Origin of the sequence: Trichococcus sp. ES5 (genome assembly GCF_900067165.1) — a bacterium.
Classification (GTDB): domain Bacteria; phylum Bacillota; class Bacilli; order Lactobacillales; family Aerococcaceae; genus Trichococcus; species Trichococcus flocculiformis.
Genome location: NZ_FJND01000008.1, coordinates 1 through 19,683, shown reverse-complemented (window position 1 = coordinate 19,683; position 19,683 = coordinate 1). Strand labels below are relative to the sequence as shown.

Genomic DNA, 19,683 nt, shown 5'->3' with positions numbered 1-19,683 from the left:
CGCATTACATATGAGTGCTCATTCATGTGTTATCCATATTATAATCCTATAGATTGCCTGTGTCAATCGGATCAGCAAGCGGGTTGCTGTTGCCCAGTTGGATGCTAAAAAGCCTGCCGCAAAGCGACAGGCCTATCGAAATCTATTCAAAATTACAGTTCGTCATATCCAATGTTGAATGTATCTCCGCCACTCAGATCACCGGTCTCAAAGCCTTTCGTGAACCAGCGCATCCGTTGCTCGGAAGTGCCGTGCGTAAAGCTGTCGGGTACGACATAGCCTTGGTATTGCTTCTGCAAGGTATCATCCCCTACAGCATGGGCTGCTGTTAAGGCTTCCTCGAAGTCGCCCGCCTCCAAGACACCTTGCTCCTGGACATAATTCGCCCAGACCCCAGCCAAGTAATCGGCCTGCAGTTCCAAACGCACATTCAACTCGTTGTATTCCGTTTCGCTGACTTGTCCACGGTAGCCTTGCACCTGATCCATGATGCCCAGCAAGTTCTGGACATGGTGTCCGACTTCATGGGCGACGACATAGGCCATCGCAAAGTCGCCGGACGCGCCGTACTCTTGCGAAAGCTGATCATAGAAACTCAAATCGATATATAATTTTTGATCGGCCGGACAATAGAACGGTCCGACTTGAGAACCGGCTACTCCGCAGGCTGACTGCACCTGTCCGCTGAAGAGCACCAGTGTCGGTTCGACATATTCCATATTGTTGTTGGCAAATTCTTGTGTCCAGGCATCTTCTGTATAAGCCAATACGACGGATACAAATTCAGCCATCTCGTCCTCAGTCTTGTTGCTCGTTTCAGTGATGCCAGTCTGTGGCGTTTCAGTCGGCGTGCTGCCGCCACCGCCAAACAGGTCCCCCCCTCCGAACAGGGCAATGATGATCATGATGATAATCCCAAAAATTCCGCCGCCGGCCATGCCACTCATGCCCAGTCCGCCGCCACCCGTTGAAAAGCCGCCACTGCCGCGTCGATCTTCCACGTTGGAACTTCTTCTTCCACCCTTCCATTTCATACGAATACCTCCAATATTCTATTTTTCGCATCGCAGGCTCTGGTTCTGCCAACCCACCCCAGACTGCTGCCACAATCCGAAAATCGATTTCATTTCATACTCTTATTATATAGTATCGACGGGTAATTTAAAAAAAATACACCTGAAAAAGGTCCACCCTGATTCGCATCCATTGATCAGTTGTCGCACCTGAATCCTCAGAAGCCTTACTGTACCTAAAAAAACGCACAAACAGTGGCCGGGACAGTCCCGGCCGCTGCTTGTGCGTTTTTTCGATAGATTAATCTCTGTGCTCTTCCAAATCTTCGACTTCTTCGATCGTCATGCCCTGATGTTCCTGCATAAATTTTTCGCGCTCTTTGTCGCGGTATTTATCCATCTTGCGGCGGAACAATTCACCATTAGAGGGCGGCGTCCAGCTGATGGCATTGGCGCCGGCATTGATTGCAGCCAATATCGTCTCATCTGTAGGTCCTCCGGTTGCGATAATCGGAACATCCGGATACTTTTCGCGGATGCGGCTTACGATATAGGCTGTGTCTTTTCCACCGCTGACGTTCAGGATGTCAACACCAGCATCCAAACGCTCCTGGATATCCATGTATTCCGTCACGATGGTGCAGACGATCGGAATATCCACAGCTTCTTCAATCTGTTTGATCGTATCGATCGGTGTCGGCGCGTTCACGACTACAGCCAAGGATCCTTGCGCTTCCGAAAACAAAGAAATGTTGGCACTGCGTTTGCCTTGCGTCGTCCCGCCTCCGACACCGGAAAGGATCGGAATGGTCGAGACATTGGCTATGCTTTGGATGACCGCCGGATGCGGGGTAAAAGGATAAACCGCGATGACGGCATCCGCATCGTTATTCAGAATAATCGCAATATCCGTAGTAAAGATCAACGATTTGATGCGTTTCCCAAAAATCCGGATTCCGGAACAATTCCGGATCACACTTGGGACTTGGACTGTATCACTGCGCAAATCGGTTGTGATGCTTGGCGCTTCTCGTTTGATTCTTGGTTCCATTCTTTCGCTCCTTTACTGTTGATTTTTATGAAATGATCTTGGCTGATCAACCAATGATTAGGTTTTCTTCCTTCAGGACTTCCGAATAGAACACCGCACGCGCTGCTTTTCTTCTCGGCTCAACGATGAAGGTAAGGATGCCGAAAATGGCGAATGCAGCAAGCATCAAGCCTACCAACAACAACGCTTGGTACAGTAACGCATCGGAATCAGCCGTTGCTGCTCCGGCATATATGTTGAATGCAGCTATCCCGACACCAAAGAACAATACCACAGGAATCAGGTAGACAACAAAATAAGTCAGATCCAATTGGAAAAGTCTCATCTTTTTGCCTTTCATGAAAGCTTCGCTTTGTCGCAGTATATCCGTCGTTTTCATGTCCGGATTATCGAAATAAATGAAATTCGATAATGCCAAAGCGTAAAGCTTCATGATACCCGGTATGATCAGCAATACGGACCAGAGAATGACATAAACCGCCTGCAGCACCAGAACGCCGAGGGTTTTGAACAACTGGTTTTCAAACGGTTTGAGCAGATGGCCCGACGAAAGCGGTGTACCGTCCAGCATATCCAGATAACCCCATTCGTTCCCCATCTGCATGGAGCCGATGATCAACGCCACGATGATCGAAAGGACGACATTCAAAGTCGTTTGGAAAGGTGAGGATTGCATTGAAAAGACGGAATCCCAATTCGGCAAGGTTTCCCCCGTCATCTGCATATTCAGAGCACTTTCGCCCGTCAGCGTCCGGACTACCGATTGCATGACGCTGTTCGCGATTGTGATAAGGATCAAGTTGACGACCGCCATTTTATAATTGCCGCGTAAATATTCTCTAGCTGTTGATCTGATTTCTTTGTTTGTTAACATATAACTATGACCACCCCTTACAATTTGCGATAGTGTCATTATACCATAGTTGTACAATTTGTAACGCTTTCAGATGATTGTCTTTCATTTATTCACTTGATGATGTGTCCGCTTTCCTATCCCTCCACTTTCGCTCCGCAATTTGGACAATAATTGGAGCCATGAGGATAAGAGGCACCGCAGTTGGGGCATCTGCTTTCAAGCGGTTCACCTGTTTGATACATCTGCAGATCGCTGTCGCGGATCGAAACCGTTTCTTTCCGTTCAATCGCTTTTCCTACAAGCGGATCCAGCAGGTACCATGTGTCGCAACAGGTTGTGCGGACAAGGTATTTTTTCCCGAAGGTGATGACCGGGATGAAAAACAGGCGGAAACGATTGCCCACGAGATAGACCTCGTAGCGGCCAAAATGACCGCAACGGCTGCACGTGATCGTCTGGTTGTATTCAAGCTGTTTGCGGAACGGCAATACGTCAAAAAATAAAAACATCAGTCAGTTCTCCTTTCCAAATCTTCAAATGCCTGCTCATAGACGCGCACTGTCGCATCGTCAAAGCAGACAAAAATGATTTCAGTGATGAGCGTTTGCGGATGATTTTCCAGGTAGGTCTTGACGGTTCCAACAGCAATCTTGGTTGCCTGGCTTAGTGGATATCCGTAAATACCGGTGCTGATCGCCGGAAAGGCAAGCGTGCGGATTCCGTTGGCGTCGGCCAATTCCAATGATTTTCGGTAGCAAGAAGCCAGCAAATCCGCTTCGCCTTGCGTCCCGCCCCGCCAAATCGGACCGACCGTATGAATCACATGAGCCGCTTTGAGCCGGAAGCCGGGTGTGAGCTTCGCTTCACCGGTCCGGCACCCGTTCAAAAGGCTACAGGCAGCCAACAGTTCCGGCCCGGCAGCACGGTGGATAGCGCCGTCGACTCCGCCTCCGCCGAGCAGGCTTTCATTGGCGGCATTGACGATGGCAGCGACTTCGCAGTGGGTGATGTCTCCTTTGAGCACATGCAACGTTGTGTGACTGACCTGCAATTCCTTCATTCCGATTCCTCCCTCATAACCTGTGTTCAGTCCGGACATATCAATATGTACACTTTACCGTGAACTACTCGGGCATAAATGACCGAGCTTCTGGGAACAGAGCAGACTTGCCGCGTTGAAAATCCAACGCAACAGCGGTTTCTCCTATTAACCGAGGCCAGTTCCTGACCTGTGCCTTTAACGCTGGGCAAGCGCTTTGTTGAGGATATTGATGGCCGCATTCACATCGCGGTCAATACCTGTGGTATGACAATGCGGGCAATCGAATGTGCGGATCCGCAGCGGTTTCTTGCCGGTGTTTTCCCCGCAATGCGAACACGTTTGGCTCGTATAAGCGGGGTTCACCAATACCAGTTCCTTGCCGTACCACTCGCATTTGTACGCCAGCATGGACTTGATTTTCGCCCAGGCGGCATCGGCAATGGAACGCGCCAGCTGACGGTTCTGCAGAAGATTCTTGGTTTTCAAATCTTCCAGGACGATCAGGTCGTATTTTTTGACCAGGCTGGTTGTGTATTGTTGCAGATAGTTGTTGCGTTGATTGGCAATCTTTTTGTTGATACGCGCCACTTGTTCCTTGGCTTTTTGGACATTTTTGAAATCAGAAAGCTCCAGTTCGATTTCTTGCGCTTTCGATTGTTCGATTTTGACAAGCGCCTGTTGACGGCGCCGGGCCAATTTCCGTTCCCATTGCCGTTTTTGTTTCGCCAATGAACGCTCGAATTGTTTGTTCGGCAGTTTGTAACCATCCGATTGGATGGCCAGGTCGGCAATGCCGAGATCAATCCCAACGGATTTGCCTGTTGATTCAAAAGTTGTTGCCTCAAACGCAACCTGCAGCGTCGCTTCAAAGGTGCCGTCCGCCTTCTTGTGTATGACCACACTCTTGATTTTGTCTTTGACGCGATGCAGGCCATTGGCTTTCACCAAGCCCACTTTCGGCAATTTCAGATAATGATTATCCACGACCTGGATATTGCCGTTCACAAAATTCGATTTATAGCTGTTTTTGGGTCGCCGACGCGACTTGAATTTTGGGAAACCGTTCTGTTTCTTGAAGAAGCGGTCATAACTATCCGCAAGATCCGCGGATGTGTAAAGCAAACTGGTGCTTTCGGCTTCTTTCAGGAACGGAAATTCGATTTTCATTACCTTAATCAGATAATTCATGCCGAATTTGGTGACGAAAGAGCCGCCATTTTCATGGCGCGCAAGCTGCATCCCGAGCAGTTGATTCCAAAGGAATCGGTTCAACCTAAAATTGTTTTCGATGGCTTCTTGCTGAGCGACGGTCGGGTACAATTTAACTTTTATCCCTTTCAATGTCATTGTGATTCACCTCCTTTTTCCTTGCTATCTTTGTGTTCATTGTACCATTTAAGGGCAGACAATACGCAGTAGGAGGAGTGCGAAAAAAAGATAAAACAGCGGGAATTCATCACGGGTTTGAAAGCCCGTGTTTCCTTCCCGCTAACTCAAAAATCCGGTTGATTATCCATTTGGCAGACCCATCCGGAGCGGGCACTCTGCTAGACATTTGGGCGGAAAAGGAATTAAATGGAATTGAAGAAATAACCGAAAGAAGGTTTTCAAAATGGCGGATAATCAGAAAAAAAAGAAGCAGATCCTCGGCGTCGAAAGTAATGTTTTCTTTGTCGGCTTGACCAGTTTCCTGACGGATACGACGACAAAAATGGTCTACAGCATCCTGCCTTTATTCCTGACGACACTGGGTGCCTCCAAAACGGAAATCTCGCTGATTGAGGGGATTGCCGAAAGCACGGCTTCCGTACTGAAATCCCTCTCCGGTTGGTGGAGCGACAAAATCGGCCGCAACAAGCCTTTCATGATCATCGGTTACGGCATCACCGCGCTCCTTTCCCCGCTGTTCGCATTCGTGACGACGCCCTTGCAGGTCCTGTCGATCCGTTTTGTCGAACGCGTCGGCAAAGGCATCCGCACCGCTCCCCGGGACAGTCTTGTGGCCGGTTCTTCTGAAGAAAACAACAACGCCGGTCTGAATTTCGGTTTCCATAAAGCGATGGACAACAGCGGAGCCATCGTCGGGCCGCTGACCGCCTTCGCTGTACTGGCCGCTTTTCCTGGCGATTACCGACGCGTCTTCCTGTTTGCGGCCATTCCGGGATTTTTGGGACTGCTGTCGATCCTCTTTTTTGTGAAGGAAGCCAAACGCACCAAATCGGAACGGCTAGGAAAAATATCCTTCCGGGATTTTCCCAAGGATTTCTACCTTTTTCTGGCAATCGTTTTCCTTTTCACGCTGGGGAATTCAACGGATGCCCTGCTTTTGATCAAAGCGAGCGACGTCGGCGTCAGCGATGCCTTCATCCCGATCATGTATCTGGTGTTCAATGCGGTTTCCGTCGCCTTCGCCGTTCCGCTCGGGAAACTGTCCGATAAGATTGGACGTAAACGCATCATCATCGGCGGCTATCTGATGTTCGCGCTGATCTATTTTGGATTCGGCAAGGCGGCTACCCCTTTCGCCATCGTCGGCCTCTTCGCCTTTTACGGCCTCTACAGCGCGGCGACGGACGGCATCCAGAAAGCGTTGGTATCCGACATCATCGGCAAGGAGAAAAAAGGCACCGGGTTGGGGCTATACAATGCGCTCCTGGGAATGACCCTATTGCCGGCCAGTCTGATCGGCGGATGGTTATACGATACTTTCAATAACCAAGTGCCTTTCTACTTCGGTTCCGCCACCGCCTTGCTTTCCGCTTTTTTGATGTTCCTCTTCTATCAACGCGGGAAACGCCACGGCACAAGCCATTCTTGATGCAATGCTGCATTCTAAGGGATAGGGTTAGCGGCGGAATTCCCCGTCAAACTGGTTTTGACGGGGAATCTTGTGTCGTGTGTGGTTGTACTTCCCCGCCAAGACGATTTTGGAGGGGAAACTGAATAGGATTCGAATTGATTTTGCCCGCCAATAAGGTTTTGGCGGGTTATTTCTAAGGATAACGTATATTCAACCTCAAAACTGAAGAAGCTGCATCAACCCAGTAAGGAGCGTTCTGGATTGATGCAGCCTCTTCGGTTATTTCAATAGTTTGGCGAGAGCAGCCATTTCTTCTTCGCTGAAGGTCAGTCCTTTGCCCATCTTTTCGTGATCGGGGCTCCATTCGCGGATATCGTATTTTGGCGGTCGGCCGTTCCAGCTGACCAGGTTCAGTTCTTTCGTCCAGCCTTTTGCGGAGGTGGACAGGACGCCGAGTTCTTCGACAATTTCAAATGTGATGTCTGCCATGTTTCATTTCCATCCCTTCTCATTCTCATGATAAAGCCTCATCGCTTTATTCAATCGTCTATTAATATATCAGAGGACTATTTCTTGGTAAAGTATTTCACAGCAAACTGTTTTTCGACAAAAATACGGAGCCTTTATCCATCAGGCCCCGATCCCATTTCTTTCCATTCTGTTTCATTACACTTCTCTGGTGAGCTTCACGCCGTTTAAAATAATGTCATAGGTGATTTCGGCATTCAAAGAATCAGAAACGCTGCAATATTTTTCTTCACTCAAGTCGATTGCACGCCAAACTCTTTTGCCATCAATGTCGCCGTCCACTACGAAAGTGATAGTGATAGCGACAAAACCTTTAGGAGCTTCTTCTTTACGGGTTCCGTCTGTGATGAACTCCAGTTTGCTGATTTTATCCAAATAGCGGTTCAAAATCATCGTCACGTCTATGCCGATGCAGCCTGCCAAAGCTGCCAGCAGCATCTCGGTAGGAGTGGCACCCTCGCCCATCCCGCCATACGCTGGCGTTGCATCCATCTTGATATCGTAGCCTGAATCACCCTGGGCGGTGAATTTACGGCCGCCTTCCCATATCGTCTTCACGATCATAGCTTCTCCTCATTTCTTTCGCTCTTTTCCTCCATTTTCAGGAATTTTCTGGCCCGTTCTGTTTTCGGAGCGGCAAAGAAATCCTTTGGCTGCCCCTCCTCCACTACTACACCGTCTGCCATGAAAATGATCCGGTCAGCAACATTCCTGGCAAATTGCATCTCATGCGTCACGATGACCGGCTTCAGCGCATACAGGTTGTTGATGGTCGCATCGATTCTGCCGGCATCCAGATCCTTCAACGAAGTAATCACATCGTCATAGGTGCGGATTTCGAAATCGCCGACTTCCGGCATCAGAACGGTCCGCAGATAGGTTTCATCATTGGTGCCTAGGCCAACTCCGATCTGTTTGCCTGGGAAATCATTGACCGACAATATATCCGTGTTCGTTTCGCTGACGATGACCTTAACCTGGTTAGTGATATAAGGATCGGAGAACAGCATTTCCTTCTTGCGGTCTTCGGTGATTGTCATCTGACTGACGACCATATCGAATTTATTCGCTTTCAGTCCCGCTATCATCCCCGAAAACTCTTGTGAGACAAACTCAATATCCACATCCAAACCTTTGGCAATTTCTTTGGCGATGTCTGCATCGAAGCCGTCCATCTCCTGATTTTCATTCAAAAAATTATACGGCTGGTAAGTCCCCATCAAGCCTACTTTGATGACACCGGCATCCTGAACCTGTTGCAGCAAATCCGTCGTTTCTGTTTGAGAGGAGCTCTCTGTCATCGCGCTGGACTCATTCGTCGCGCCTCCCCCACCGCACGCTGTCAAATAATCACTGTCATAACAGAGCCATCAGATCGTTCAGACTGCTTTTTTCTAGCACCCGGATAGTAGCAGGTACTTTCTCCAAATTATTTTTATCAGGGGCTGCATCCTGCCATTTCGCTTCCAGCTCAGCATCCGTCAACGGCATTCCGGGAGATCCTATTGGCACGCTGACCTCCCGAGTGTGGACAGTTCCGTCTGCCATCGCAATCCGGATGATTGTGAATCTACCCTTCGGAATTGCTTGAGAGTCGGGTAGATGATGAACGTCATATTTTCTGGACATTACTTTCATGAGCTGCTGGGCCTGATCGGAAATAGCCTTGGCCTCAAATTTTTCCAGTGTGTAGGCCTGGCCCAATAGAGCCAGAGCTACTACATATTCGATGCTGAATCGGCCTTGTTCCCCAGTCACTGGGTGTTTGTGGATCAGCGCAGCATCCCCGTCAGGAGGAAATATGATAGCTATGTTTGCTATATTTTCGACAGGCAATTGCAATTTTGCCAGCTGCCGGGCTGCATCCGCACCGTGTAAAGCGGCTGAGCAGAAGGGAAAACGTTTGAACCACAAACCGGGCGTTGCTATTCTCCACGAATCCCCCCAGTTTTCCAACAATGCCTTACGAGTTGCCTCGCTGATTTCTTGCCCTCCGTATGCAGCCAGATAGCCGCTTGTAGTATCAAGCGCCGCTGCAGAACCAAGAAATCCTTGCTGAGTCAATTCGATTGATTGGACCGCTTGTTGCGCTGCCAGACCGGCATGCAACGGCTTCATTTCCGTTCCGAACTGCACGCGCAGACCAGCAGCCTGACTGGCGGCGATTCCGACAGCATTCTGCGTTTCGGCAACAGTGAATCCGAGCAATCGGGCTCCCGCAAAAGTAGCCGCGACGCCACCGAGCAACGAGGTATTGTGCCATCCTTGCAAATAACTTATCGTCCCAAAAGCCTGGCCGAGCCTTGCCATCACTTCCACGCCGATGATATAGGCATCCAAAAATTGTTTGCCGGAAATTTCCCGTCCGGCAGCCAACGCAAAAAGCGCTGGCAAAATAACCGAGCTAGGATGACCGCGCACGTCGGAATGGACATCGTCATAATCAAGCGCATGTCCCATAAACCCGTTCACAAGTGCCGCTTGCCGCCTGTTTGCTCGTTTATTTTGGCCGATCAAAGCCGCGACAGGATGCCCGCCTTCCGCTTCGATGGCGTGTAGCAACTTCAGCACACCGGCATCTTCCCGGCCAGCAAGAGCGCTGGCCAAATAGTCGAGGATACCGCGTTTTGCTTCACGCAAGGCAGCTTTATTTTTTGTAGGGGTTGTCTTCAAAACTTCAGCGGCCAGCATTTCAGTAAATACTGTCAAGCCTTCCATTGATCCAGCACCTTGATCGCCAACGCTGCGAAATAATCCGCTGCGACCGCCAAGGCTTCCTCCTTGAGATTGAACTCAGGATGGTGCCACTCACGTGTGCCTTCCACGCCCATGAACACAAAGAAACCGGGTATGAGTGTTTGGTAATGCGCAAAATCCTCTCCACCGGCAACCGGTTTCGGCTCCACGAAACGATAGCCTTGCTCTTCAGCCGTCTCTGCCAAGATTGCCTTGAATCGGACATCGTTGTCCACGATGGAAACATAAGGGTGCCAGCGGAAATCGGCAACCGCTCCGAAACCGGATGCGATCCCTTCAGCAGCCCGACGCATCAATTCCGGTATTTTTTCGCGATCTTCTTTTTGAAAAGCGCGGACGGTCCCTTCCAGATAGACTTTCTCGGGAATGACGTTCCAAGAGTTGCCACCGTGGATCTGGGTAACGCTGATGACTGCATTATGGAATGGGCTCGTGTTGCGGCTGATGATCGTCTGTAGTCCGGTTATGATCTGGCTTGCGATGACGATCGGATCGATGGTGGAATCAGGAATGCCGGCATGCCCGCCGACGCCGTGAATCTCCAGTTCGAAGCGATCCGCGCTGGCCATCAGCCCGCCCTCACGGATCCCGATTGTGCCTACCGGAAGATCCGGCTTGTTGTGCATCCCGAAGATCGCGGAAACCTCCTTCAGAGCACCGGATTCTTCGACCCACTTCGCCCCTTGCGCGATTTCTTCGGCTGGTTGGAAAATGAATCGGACCGTTCCTTTCAACGATGCTTTTTTACCCTGAAGCAGAATTGCAGCTCCGATCATGGAAGCCGTATGATAATCATGACCGCAGGCATGCATGAGTCCTTCCGTTTCGGAAGCGAACGGCAGACCTGTCGCTTCTTTGACCGGCAAAGCGTCGATGTCCGCACGCAGCGCGATGGTCGGACCAGGCAATGCGCCCACAATTTCCGCGATCAGACCGGTCTCCAGCGGGAAATCGAGGATAGTGACTCCTTCTTCCGTCAACCAGTAGCGGATGCGCTCGGTCGTTGCAAATTCCTTTGCCGATAATTCCGGATACGCATGCAGTTCGCGCCGGTAAGCGACCAGCTTTTCGTAGAACCCCGTTTTGGTTTGTGTGTCCGTTTGCGTTTCAGTCATGGTATCATTCTTCCTTTCGATGGTTCACTATATTATTCCAAGCTGGGCGAACCCGTTCAGCAAGCGCCAATGCCGCTTCGACATCCAGATGCTTCTGCAGGCGATTGTCCTCCGACCAGACTCCTCGCATCGCTTCCGTTCCGAAATTATTCTTCATCATAATCATATCTATCACATGTGATGCCATTGTCTGATTCCTCCCCAAAACGTATATCCGTATTTCCTTACTGCGCGTGGCTTCTTTTGTCCGCACTTGCTTGCTTTCCATTCAAAATGAACAAAAACAACTTCTGTTAGCTTACCATTTCAAAGTGGCTCGGCATATTCTGCATTTCTGAACACGCTTGATAGAAAAAAACGAACACCCCTCACCTTTTTCCGGAGTAAAATGGTAGGAAAAGCTGAACGGGTTCGTTCAGCCCTGATTAAGGAAACACTGTGACCTAATCGGTCAAGTGTATCATGCCTCTAAGCGATTGAAATCGCAAGAGTCATGACAATTTAGGAAATCTGTCCGCCTGAGCATCGAAGAGCGCAATTGCTGAGAGACTTCCGAAACAAAGGAATCAACGTGACCGTACCGGTCAGTTGTATCATGTTTCTAAGCCATCAAAGATGGCAAGAACCATGACAAGTCGACCAGTATGTCTTGGCTCGCAGAGACAAGAGGTTCCTTATTCTTTTTTCCGAAGGGCTAACCCGTGAAGCTAGACATCATTTTAGATGCATGAAACATGTTGAAAACTTGTGAAACACCTACGGTGATGCACTTTTCACTCTGGAAAATTTTATAAATTCCTATATGACCACAAAAAAAAGACCTAAAAACACCGCTTATGCAGTGTTTTTAAGTCTATATTCGGTATTTCATATTCGACGACGGGTATTCGGCCCTCAAGTTTATCTTATCGCTTCCGAAAGACTTGTCGGTCAGGCCTGTTGCGGATGCAGGATTTCCCAGATGACCGTAACGGTGTCACTATTGCTGATGTCTTCAGGCTCAAGATCGATCATCGGAGCGCTGTCGTAGGCCATTTTTGATGAGGCCGCATAGACACGGGAGCGCACTTCGATTTCGCCCCAATCGTAATCGATCGCCAAAATTTTCCCGAGCATGACGCCGCTAGCCTTAGCCAGCACTTGTGATTTTTCCTTGGCATCTCGAACAGCACTCTCCAGCAGAGCTTGTTCGACTGCCCGGCGATCCTTGAGGAAAAAATAAACCGAAAATTCCGGATCCGCTTCGCAGACCGACAGTGCCAAGAGGATTTCACCCAGGCGTTTGCTGTCGTTTCCGAAGGTGATCTTTAAGTCATTCCGATAACGGTAACCTAAGAAGTAGCGCTTATTCTCGCCGCGGAAATCGTTCCTGTGCTCATACGCGCTGTCGATCGAAAAGTGTGTGGAACGTATTTCCTTTTTAGAAAATCCGAGTGGCAGCAAGGTTTCCCGGACTTGCTCCAACGCCAAAGCGGCATGTTGCATCGCCAATTCGTAGGTGTCCTTGATGTCCTCCAACTGCAGCGAAATCGCGATTGCATCAGGCGACGCGCTGGCGAAACCTTTGCCTTTGACAGTCATTCTTGAAATTTCCATTTCGGTTATCCCCTTTTTAAATAGATCAACTTGTCTTCATTAAGAAAGACTATCACGCAGAAAGCGGTTACGCAAAAAAAAACAGAGAGTCATGAAAGAAGGCCCACTGTTCAAGAAGACTGTCCAGTTTCATGGGCATTCTGTTCCTTCGCCTTTTTCGTTTGCCGATTGACAAAGAGACGCACGCCATAAGTCAACGGTATCGAAAGATGCAAGACTACCTGCAGACCGTGAAGCATCACAAATTCAACCGTATTGATCGGAACAGGCAGATCCATGCCCAGATGATACAACTGATAAGACCGCTGCGCCTGCAGTCCGGCCATCACCAAGAAGAAAACATTGCTCCAAAAGGGACTGCGCGTATAGATGTCGAAAAAGGCATTCCGATAAACAATGTTAACCAGAAAGAAAAGAGCACTGACCATGATGATGATCATAATTGCATTTTGGTATGAAATCCCGCCAAGGCTGTCGATCGGCAATGAGATATAAATAAAAAGCAACGCTGTCATGAACAACAAACTATAAAAGCCGAATCTGTAGCGAACCTTCTTTTGATTGTCATCGTAAAATTTCACATTCATTCCTCCTTAGCTTCTGAAAAAGTTTTTACCAACACATTCATTTCATTTTTCAGCATATCAATTTCGCAATAGGCGAGCTTCGGATTGTTGAAGGCGAAATAACGATAGATTTGATTCACACGCAATCGGAATTGTTTCGGGCTGATCGGCAATCGGCCCGCGCGCTTCACGCCGCCCTTCCCGTTCAACAGAAATTGTCGGTTCAATGTATGAATGACTTGAACCCACGAATGTATCGCTTGGGAAAAACCAGCGCTGGCTAAATGGGTATCCCCTTCAAAAGCGGCTTCCTTTACAATTTCCAACTGTAACGTCGTTTCCTTCATGAAACAAGCAATCGTTGACTGACGCAGTGTTTCCGGATACGTTCCTTGCATCACTAGCTTTCCCTTTTCTGCTGTGATCGGATGATCCACTGATTCCCAAAGAATTCGACCATAATGAATTTCAGCCGCCATGTTGCTGTTCACGACACCGAAAGGATGACCAGTCTCGTACTTGATCGCAATCTTTCCGTCAAGGCAATCCGTGATGGCAAGATCCACAAGTCCAATATCTCTTAAAGTAAATCCAACCCGTAACCCGCCTTCTTCCAATCGGTGAATTGCCTGATCCAATTCAGGATGGAACCCCTCTTCAGCGCCGTAGTACAGCAAGATATCTGACCCTTCGCCATTGTCCCCATCCTCGCAAACCATGACGCCCTTCAACCCAGGAATGCTTTTCAGTTCGCTCACAATCTTGTCTTTGTTCACTTGGTCCACGCATGCCACCTCACATTTTTCTGATGGAAAATCTTGTCGGAAAGGCCGTTTGGAAAATTCGACTAGCCCATAAATATTAGTCGATGACCCCGAGGCGTTCAATTTGATTGCTTTTATCATATCAGTTTTTAACAATTATCGCAATTTTGACATTATCTCCCATAACAGGATAATAAGTTATGGGAATAGCGCCAAAACAAGAATGTGGCGTCCTCTTTCAGCTTGTCGGTCTTCCGAAAACATGCTATCATATTACCTATACTAATGGGAATGAATGTCTCCCGAAGCAAATCGCTTAAACCGCTTATATAAGCTGATGACTTCTGCGCAATAGGCGCAGTCCGTCGTCAGCTTTTTTAGTGGAAAAATTTGGAGGTGCACGTTTTGATCTACAGTATCGCTCTTATTCTCATAATCGGTTTTCTGTTCAGTTCGCTCTTTATCCGATTGCAACTGCCAGGCTTGTTGGGCTTGATTTTGACCGGTATCCTCTTGGGTCCTTTTGGCATGGACCTTATGGCGCCGGAATTGTTGGCCATTTCTGCGGACATCCGAAAAATTGCTCTGATTGTCATTCTCGTCCGGGCAGGTTTGACCATGGAGCTGGGCGATCTCAAGAAAATCGGCCGCCCGGCTATCTTGATGACCTTTTTGCCTGCAACTTTCGAGATCTTGGCTGTCACCTTGTTGGCGCCGAAATTATTGGGCATCACATTATTGGAGTCCGCCATCCTTGGTACTGTTCTGGGTGCAGTATCACCGGCTGTCGTTGTCCCGCGTATGATCATGTTGATCGAAAGCGGCTACGGCAAGGCTAAAGGGATTCCACAGATGATTCTGGCGGGTGCTTCCGTTGATGATGTTTATGTCATCGTGCTGTTTACCTCATTCATGGGCATGTACACCGGCAGCGGCTTCCAGGCCATTACGCTGCTTTCCGTTCCGGTTTCGATCGCGTTGGGTCTGCTCGGTGGCCTACTGGTCGGCTTGGGATTGGTCTTTCTCTTCAGAACATTCCACATCCGCGATACGATGAAAGTGATGCTGGTACTGAGCGCCAGCTTCCTGTTGGTGACGGCTGAGGATTCCTTGGCAAAATTCATTCCGTTTTCCGGCTTGTTGGGCGTCATGGCTGTCGGAGCGACTTTATTGAAAAGACGTCCGGAATTGGCCAAACGTCTGAATGATAAATTCGCCAAAATTTGGTCTGCAGCCGAAATCTTCCTATTCGTGTTGGTTGGATCAGCCGTTGATATTTCGGCCTTGGGCGGTGTTGGTTTCGCAGCGGTTACTTTGATTTTCGGGGCTTTATTTTTCCGGATGGTGGCGGTCATTCTGGCCGTTTCAAGTACAAATCTGAATACAAAGGAACGCATTTTTTCCGCTATGGCGTATATACCGAAAGCCACTGTCCAAGCTGCCATCGGATCGATTCCTTTGGCTGCCGGAGTCGAAGCGGGCAGCATCATTTTGAGCGTCGCCGTCTTGGCGATCATCTTGACCGCGCCGATCGGAGCCACCTTTATTGACCGAACTTACAAGACGTTCCTGGCTAAAACTGACTGACCTATTGATAAAAAAACGAGGCGCCCTGTCCGTTGGATGGACAGGGCGCCTCTATTTTTCAGTTTTTCAACGTTTCTGCATGATGTAGAAAACATAGTTGTAGTACGCACTGTATTTTTCGAAATGTTTCATTTCCTGACGGTTCTCTTCCACCAAAGCTTTTGCGTCCTCGCTGTGGCCGTGCCTTTCCAGGAATGCCGCTTCATTGGTCTCGTAGTAATGATAGTAATGGCTCGTCCAGTCCGATTCGGGCAGGACGAAATGAGCCACCGGGATGTAGCCGGCATCCTCCACTTGGGCAATCTTTTCCGCAATCGTCCCCATTTCCGGATAGACTTCGGTCCAATATTTGTCCACAATCTGCGGACGTTGCGGCGTCAGCCAGGAAATTTCGGAAACGACCAAGTAACCGTCTTTTTTCAGCAACGGACGCCATTCCCGGATGCCTCTGGAAAAACCGATGTTGTAGATGGCGCCTTCCGCCCAAATGACGTCCAATGATTCGGGAGAAAAGGCAAGCTGCTCCATATCCATTTCCTTTACCGTCAAGCGGTTCATGATGCCTTGCTGCAAGGCTTTGTGCTTCAATATGCTCAAAAATTCTTTGCTGCTGTCGACCGCAGTGATGTGGGCTGGCGTCTGTTCGCTCAGAACCATGGTCTGCGCGCCGGTTCCGCAGCCTACATCCAAAAGTTGCGCTTGCGGGGTCAATTGCGGCAGAAACTGCAGCGCTTTGATGGTGCTCTGTTGGCTGCCGGGACCTTGGCGCGGGTTGTTTTTGTGAAAATCGATGATCAAATCCAATGTTTCCATGATTTCCCCTCCTGATCTGCGTCGTCATGCCTGTCAGCGCAAAAACTTACTGCCGCTCGCCGACGACTGTGTAGCGTTGTCTCAGATGCCGTTGTCTTTCGATTTCGTCCACCAGTGCAATCGCGTAATCCGCATAACTGATGTAACTTTCACCCTCGCTGTTCAGCAGCAGCGTTTCTGCCCCTTCAGCGTATTTTCCGGTCCGGTTGCCGTTCGGGTCAAAATAAGCGGATGGCGAAAGATATGTCCAATTGACCTTGCTTTCCTTCAGTAGGCTGAGGGCCTTGGCCATGTTTTTCGCAGTCGGTTTGAAAGCCTCGGGGAAATTGGCTGTTTCCATCACCCGGATCGTTTTTCCGGGATCTGCGTAAAGGCTGCCGGCGCCGCCTACGACTATCAGACGCGTTTCCGGCAGGTGCTTCAATTCATCGATCAAGGACTGCAGCGAAGTGACATGCTCCTCTTCCATCCCCTCCGGCGCATTGAAAGCATCCACAATCACATCGAACCCTTTCAGATCCTCCACCTGTACATCGAAGATATCCCGCTCGATGATGGCTACATCTTTATCGGCGAGCTTGGCGGGATTCCGGATGATAGCCGTCACCTCGTGTCCCCGGGCATGCGCTTCTTCCAAAATAAGCCTGTCTTGTCTGCCTGTCGCTCCGATGATTCCGATCTTCACTGAAACCCCTCCGTCCTGTTCTCAAACATCCCTCTGTCTCCTTCATTTTAGGATTCCGAGGATAAGAAAAGCTGAACGGGTTCGTTCAGCCCTGATTAAGGAAACACTGTGACCTAATCGGTCAAGTGTATCATGCCTCTAAGCGATTGAAATCGCAAGAGTCATGACAATTTAGGAAATCTGTCCGCCTGAGCATCGAAGAGCGCAATATGCTGAGAGACTTCCTGCGTCAGCAGGTTAGTCGAATAGTATCCTTGGCTCGCAGAGACAAGGGGTTCCTTGATCCTTTCCGAAGGGCTAACCCGTGAAGCTGGACATCATTTTAGATGCATGAAACATTTTGCAAACTTGTGAAACACCTACGGTGATGCACTTTTCACTCTGGAAAATTTTATAAATTCCTGTATGTTAAAAAAAGCCCTGCAGAATCCTCTCGGCTCTGCAAGACTTCGTTTTTCTGATTATTCCGGAATAGAGTCCCCAATTTTATGTGGGTAGATATTCGCGATAACTTCTCGGTCGATTTTCTTGTTGAAATAGATGCTCATGACCAGCGCAAAGACTTCCGCAATCGGAAACGCCCACCAGACAAATGACACGTTCCCGAACAAAGAAAGCAGGTAGGCTGCCGGCAGCAGTACGACGACCTGGCGAATCATGGAAACCCACAAACTCAGTCCACCTTTCCCAAAAGCTTGGAACACAGAACCGGAAACGATATTGTAGCCTGCAGCAACATAGCACAGACTGATGATCCGTAAAGCTGGTATCCCGATTTCCAGCATTTCATCGGACGCATTGAATAACTGCAGAAGCGTACCCGGAATCAGTAAGAAAATGGCGGCACCGATGAACATGATTGCCATCGCATATCTTTTCGACAAGCTGATGGTCTGCTGGATCCGTTCTTTTTGGTCGGCACCGTAGTTATAGGCGATGATCGGAACCATTCCGTTGTTCAGGCCGAAAACCGGCATGAAGATGAAACTCTGAAGTTTGAAGTAGACACCGAAAACAGCAGTCGCTGTCGGTGTGAAGCGGATCAGGATGTTGTTCAGGCTCAAATTCAGGAAGGAACCGACAGCCTGCATCAGAATCGACGGGCCGCCGATGGAATAGATTTTTTTGATCGTTTGCATATCCGGGCGGAATCCTTTAAACGATAAAGTGATTTCCTTGTTGAAACGAACGTTGAAAAAGAAGGCTAATGAAGCAGCGACTATCTGCCCGATCACAGTTGCGATTGCAGCGCCCCTTGTCCCCATTGCCGGAACACCGAACCAGCCGAAGATGAAAATCGGATCCAAGATGATGTTCAGGATCGCGCCTGTAGCTTGTGTCGTCATCGTGTACAAGGTTCTGCCCGTCGACTGCAGCAAGCGTTCCATGCTGACCTGCATAAAGATCCCGAACGAGAAGACACTGATGACTTGCAGATAATCGATTCCGTAGGCGATGATTTCTGCATCCTTCGTCTGGAAGGAGAAATACAGCGGGATGAAAAACAATCCCAATGCCAAAAACAACAGGAAATGCATGGCATTCAGAAAGATGCCGTTATCGGCCGTACTGTTTGCGGCCGCGTAATTTTTTTCGCCCAGGCGTCTGGAAACCAAGGCATTGATCCCGACCCCAGTCCCGACCGCCAAAGCGATCATCAAGTTCTGAACCGGAAACGCCAAGGATACTGCCGTCAAGGCTTTTTCTCCGATCTGGGCCACAAAGATGCTGTCGACGACATTATATAAGGCCTGCACCAGCATCGAGATCATCATCGGCACAGACATCGAAATCAGTAATTTGTTGACGGGCATGACCCCCATCTTGTTTTCTGCCATCGCTGGCTGTTTGTTTTGTTGCATAATGTTTCCTTTCCAAAAAAGTGGAGCCGTCTATTCAACGGCTCGCCTTTTTGTAGCTATAATTTTTTCTTGACTCTTATGGTTCATCTGCCTCTTGGATAGGCAATTCGATTTTGGTCAAGTATTCTTGCGGTGTGAAGCCTCCGCCGTTGTAGTAGGTTTCATAGGAGATGCCGTTCGTTTCGAAATCATGTACCGCTAACCACTGGTCCATTTCCTGATAAATCTTGGGAATTTCATTATAAGGACCGATGTTCAGACAGGATATCCGTTTCCCTGCCGGAATGATGGACATACGGATGTCATCTTGCGGAGGCAACATTTTTGCGATCGGATAACCGACTTCGATTTCGACGTTTTGCTTCGTGAATGACTGACTGCTCCCCATGGATAAATCCAGGGGGTTCCAAGGGCTGTTGGGACGTCACGGACTGTACTGGCGATATTTCCAAAAAAGTGGAGATGTCGTTTTTCTATTTCCGTTCTATTCCCAAAAGCCCTTAGACTTTCTCAACAAGGCGCCCGATGGCACCATTCGCGTTGAAGGCTCACAGCTGAACCTTTTGGTTGCTCTATCCATTTGTTAAGCTAATTGAAAATCTCGCAGTCCGAAATTGCAGGACTGGCGTCCGGTTGATTGGCAGAGCG

The 19,683-nt window shown here is 49.0% G+C and carries 21 protein-coding genes and 1 riboswitch; of the genes, 2 read left to right on the top strand and 19 right to left on the bottom strand.

Going from position 1 to position 19,683, the window contains the following annotated elements; translation table 11 throughout:
• Positions 1-152: 152 nt before the first annotated feature.
• From TES5_RS07925 to TES5_RS07900, 6 genes are all read right to left on the bottom strand, one after another.
• Positions 153-1,034, bottom strand: coding sequence for a KPN_02809 family neutral zinc metallopeptidase (locus tag TES5_RS07925; protein WP_068561336.1), 882 nt, complete (start codon positions 1,032-1,034; stop codon positions 153-155).
• 280 nt (positions 1,035-1,314) lie between these two features.
• Positions 1,315-2,064 (bottom strand): beta/alpha barrel domain-containing protein, encoded by a 750-nt coding sequence (locus TES5_RS07920; RefSeq protein WP_068561335.1) that lies wholly within the window; start codon positions 2,062-2,064, stop codon positions 1,315-1,317.
• A 46-nt stretch (positions 2,065-2,110) separates the two neighbouring features.
• The gene (locus TES5_RS07915) at positions 2,111-2,938 is read right to left on the bottom strand and encodes a DUF975 family protein (RefSeq protein ID WP_068561334.1); all 828 of its coding nucleotides are present in this window, start codon (positions 2,936-2,938) and stop codon (positions 2,111-2,113) included.
• 116 nt (positions 2,939-3,054) lie between these two features.
• The gene (locus tag TES5_RS07910) at positions 3,055-3,429 is read right to left on the bottom strand and encodes a zinc ribbon domain-containing protein (protein ID WP_068561333.1); all 375 of its coding nucleotides are present in this window, start codon (positions 3,427-3,429) and stop codon (positions 3,055-3,057) included.
• The gene (locus tag TES5_RS07905) at positions 3,429-3,980 is read right to left on the bottom strand and encodes an O-acetyl-ADP-ribose deacetylase (protein ID WP_068561332.1); all 552 of its coding nucleotides are present in this window, start codon (positions 3,978-3,980) and stop codon (positions 3,429-3,431) included. The genes TES5_RS07910 and TES5_RS07905 overlap by 1 nt, the downstream gene beginning before the upstream one ends.
• Positions 3,981-4,157: 177 nt before the next feature.
• Positions 4,158-5,309, bottom strand: coding sequence for an RNA-guided endonuclease TnpB family protein (locus TES5_RS07900; protein WP_068561331.1), 1,152 nt, complete (start codon positions 5,307-5,309; stop codon positions 4,158-4,160).
• A 265-nt stretch (positions 5,310-5,574) separates the two neighbouring features.
• Here TES5_RS07900 and TES5_RS07895 point away from each other — a divergent pair, with 265 nt between their 5' ends.
• Complete coding sequence (locus TES5_RS07895) at positions 5,575-6,780, top strand: MFS transporter (RefSeq protein WP_068561330.1); 1,206 nt, start codon at positions 5,575-5,577, stop codon at positions 6,778-6,780.
• A gap of 261 nt (positions 6,781-7,041) precedes the next feature.
• On the opposite strand, the gene TES5_RS07890 is transcribed toward TES5_RS07895, so the two are convergent.
• The 9 genes from TES5_RS07890 to TES5_RS07850 form a co-directional block, all read right to left on the bottom strand.
• Positions 7,042-7,251, bottom strand: coding sequence for a YdbC family protein (locus tag TES5_RS07890; RefSeq protein WP_068561329.1), 210 nt, complete (start codon positions 7,249-7,251; stop codon positions 7,042-7,044).
• A gap of 177 nt (positions 7,252-7,428) precedes the next feature.
• On the bottom strand, positions 7,429-7,854 hold the full coding sequence (locus TES5_RS07885; protein WP_068561328.1) for an OsmC family protein: 426 nt from the start codon (positions 7,852-7,854) through the stop codon (positions 7,429-7,431).
• Complete coding sequence (locus TES5_RS07880; RefSeq protein ID WP_068561327.1) at positions 7,851-8,591, bottom strand: ABC transporter substrate-binding protein; 741 nt, start codon at positions 8,589-8,591, stop codon at positions 7,851-7,853. The genes TES5_RS07885 and TES5_RS07880 overlap by 4 nt, the downstream gene beginning before the upstream one ends.
• A gap of 55 nt (positions 8,592-8,646) precedes the next feature.
• Entirely contained in the window at positions 8,647-10,008 is a 1,362-nt protein-coding gene (locus TES5_RS07875) for an MmgE/PrpD family protein (protein ID WP_068561326.1), read from the bottom strand.
• On the bottom strand, positions 9,996-11,162 hold the full coding sequence (locus TES5_RS07870) for an amidohydrolase (RefSeq protein WP_068561325.1): 1,167 nt from the start codon (positions 11,160-11,162) through the stop codon (positions 9,996-9,998). The genes TES5_RS07875 and TES5_RS07870 overlap by 13 nt, the downstream gene beginning before the upstream one ends.
• Before the next feature lie 4 nt (positions 11,163-11,166).
• Positions 11,167-11,349 (bottom strand): hypothetical protein, encoded by a 183-nt coding sequence (locus TES5_RS07865; RefSeq protein WP_068561324.1) that lies wholly within the window; start codon positions 11,347-11,349, stop codon positions 11,167-11,169.
• Between the two features lie 743 nt (positions 11,350-12,092).
• Positions 12,093-12,758: an SIMPL domain-containing protein gene (locus tag TES5_RS07860; protein WP_068561323.1), complete on the bottom strand. Its 666-nt coding sequence runs from the start codon at positions 12,756-12,758 to the stop codon at positions 12,093-12,095.
• A gap of 110 nt (positions 12,759-12,868) precedes the next feature.
• Positions 12,869-13,339 carry a hypothetical protein gene (locus TES5_RS07855; protein ID WP_068561322.1) on the bottom strand — a complete coding sequence of 157 codons (471 nt, stop codon included), beginning with the start codon at positions 13,337-13,339 and terminating at the stop codon, positions 12,869-12,871.
• A gap of 2 nt (positions 13,340-13,341) precedes the next feature.
• Positions 13,342-14,109, bottom strand: coding sequence for a hypothetical protein (locus TES5_RS07850; RefSeq protein ID WP_068561321.1), 768 nt, complete (start codon positions 14,107-14,109; stop codon positions 13,342-13,344).
• Positions 14,110-14,366: 257 nt separating this feature from the next.
• A riboswitch (Fluoride riboswitch) is annotated at positions 14,367-14,442 on the top strand.
• 42 nt (positions 14,443-14,484) lie between these two features.
• On the opposite strand from TES5_RS07850, the gene TES5_RS07845 reads away from it, so the two are divergent.
• Positions 14,485-15,675, top strand: a complete 1,191-nt coding sequence (locus TES5_RS07845; protein WP_232309327.1) for a cation:proton antiporter domain-containing protein — start codon at positions 14,485-14,487, stop codon at positions 15,673-15,675.
• A gap of 66 nt (positions 15,676-15,741) precedes the next feature.
• Here TES5_RS07845 and TES5_RS07840 read toward each other — a convergent pair whose 3' ends face one another.
• From TES5_RS07840 to TES5_RS07825, 4 genes are all read right to left on the bottom strand, one after another.
• Positions 15,742-16,488, bottom strand: a complete 747-nt coding sequence (locus TES5_RS07840; protein ID WP_068561319.1) for a class I SAM-dependent methyltransferase — start codon at positions 16,486-16,488, stop codon at positions 15,742-15,744.
• Positions 16,489-16,534: 46 nt separating this feature from the next.
• Positions 16,535-17,173, bottom strand: coding sequence for an NAD(P)-dependent oxidoreductase (locus tag TES5_RS07835; protein WP_068561318.1), 639 nt, complete (start codon positions 17,171-17,173; stop codon positions 16,535-16,537).
• A 461-nt stretch (positions 17,174-17,634) separates the two neighbouring features.
• Positions 17,635-19,035 carry an MATE family efflux transporter gene (locus TES5_RS07830; protein WP_068561317.1) on the bottom strand — a complete coding sequence of 467 codons (1,401 nt, stop codon included), beginning with the start codon at positions 19,033-19,035 and terminating at the stop codon, positions 17,635-17,637.
• 76 nt (positions 19,036-19,111) lie between these two features.
• Positions 19,112-19,423: a GyrI-like domain-containing protein gene (locus TES5_RS07825; protein WP_068561316.1), complete on the bottom strand. Its 312-nt coding sequence runs from the start codon at positions 19,421-19,423 to the stop codon at positions 19,112-19,114.
• Positions 19,424-19,683 lie beyond the last annotated feature (260 nt).

Bases quoted from the DNA above. Each gene is read 5' to 3' on its own strand.
- TES5_RS07925 (WP_068561336.1), bottom strand. From the start codon at position 1,034: ATGAAATGGAAGGGTGGAAGAAGAAGTTCCAACGTGGAAGATCGACGC.
- TES5_RS07920 (WP_068561335.1), bottom strand. From the start codon at position 2,064: ATGGAACCAAGAATCAAACGAGAAGCGCCAAGCATCACAACCGATTTG.
- TES5_RS07915 (WP_068561334.1), bottom strand. From the start codon at position 2,938: ATGTTAACAAACAAAGAAATCAGATCAACAGCTAGAGAATATTTACGC.
- TES5_RS07910 (WP_068561333.1), bottom strand. From the start codon at position 3,429: ATGTTTTTATTTTTTGACGTATTGCCGTTCCGCAAACAGCTTGAATAC.
- TES5_RS07905 (WP_068561332.1), bottom strand. From the start codon at position 3,980: ATGAAGGAATTGCAGGTCAGTCACACAACGTTGCATGTGCTCAAAGGA.
- TES5_RS07900 (WP_068561331.1), bottom strand. From the start codon at position 5,309: ATGACATTGAAAGGGATAAAAGTTAAATTGTACCCGACCGTCGCTCAG.
- TES5_RS07895 (WP_068561330.1), top strand. From the start codon at position 5,575: ATGGCGGATAATCAGAAAAAAAAGAAGCAGATCCTCGGCGTCGAAAGT.
- TES5_RS07890 (WP_068561329.1), bottom strand. From the start codon at position 7,251: ATGGCAGACATCACATTTGAAATTGTCGAAGAACTCGGCGTCCTGTCC.
- TES5_RS07885 (WP_068561328.1), bottom strand. From the start codon at position 7,854: ATGATCGTGAAGACGATATGGGAAGGCGGCCGTAAATTCACCGCCCAG.
- TES5_RS07880 (WP_068561327.1), bottom strand. From the start codon at position 8,591: ATGACAGAGAGCTCCTCTCAAACAGAAACGACGGATTTGCTGCAACAG.
- TES5_RS07875 (WP_068561326.1), bottom strand. From the start codon at position 10,008: ATGGAAGGCTTGACAGTATTTACTGAAATGCTGGCCGCTGAAGTTTTG.
- TES5_RS07870 (WP_068561325.1), bottom strand. From the start codon at position 11,162: ATGACTGAAACGCAAACGGACACACAAACCAAAACGGGGTTCTACGAA.
- TES5_RS07865 (WP_068561324.1), bottom strand. From the start codon at position 11,349: ATGGCATCACATGTGATAGATATGATTATGATGAAGAATAATTTCGGA.
- TES5_RS07860 (WP_068561323.1), bottom strand. From the start codon at position 12,758: ATGGAAATTTCAAGAATGACTGTCAAAGGCAAAGGTTTCGCCAGCGCG.
- TES5_RS07840 (WP_068561319.1), bottom strand. From the start codon at position 16,488: ATGGAAACATTGGATTTGATCATCGATTTTCACAAAAACAACCCGCGC.
- TES5_RS07830 (WP_068561317.1), bottom strand. From the start codon at position 19,035: ATGCAACAAAACAAACAGCCAGCGATGGCAGAAAACAAGATGGGGGTC.
- TES5_RS07825 (WP_068561316.1), bottom strand. From the start codon at position 19,423: ATGGGGAGCAGTCAGTCATTCACGAAGCAAAACGTCGAAATCGAAGTC.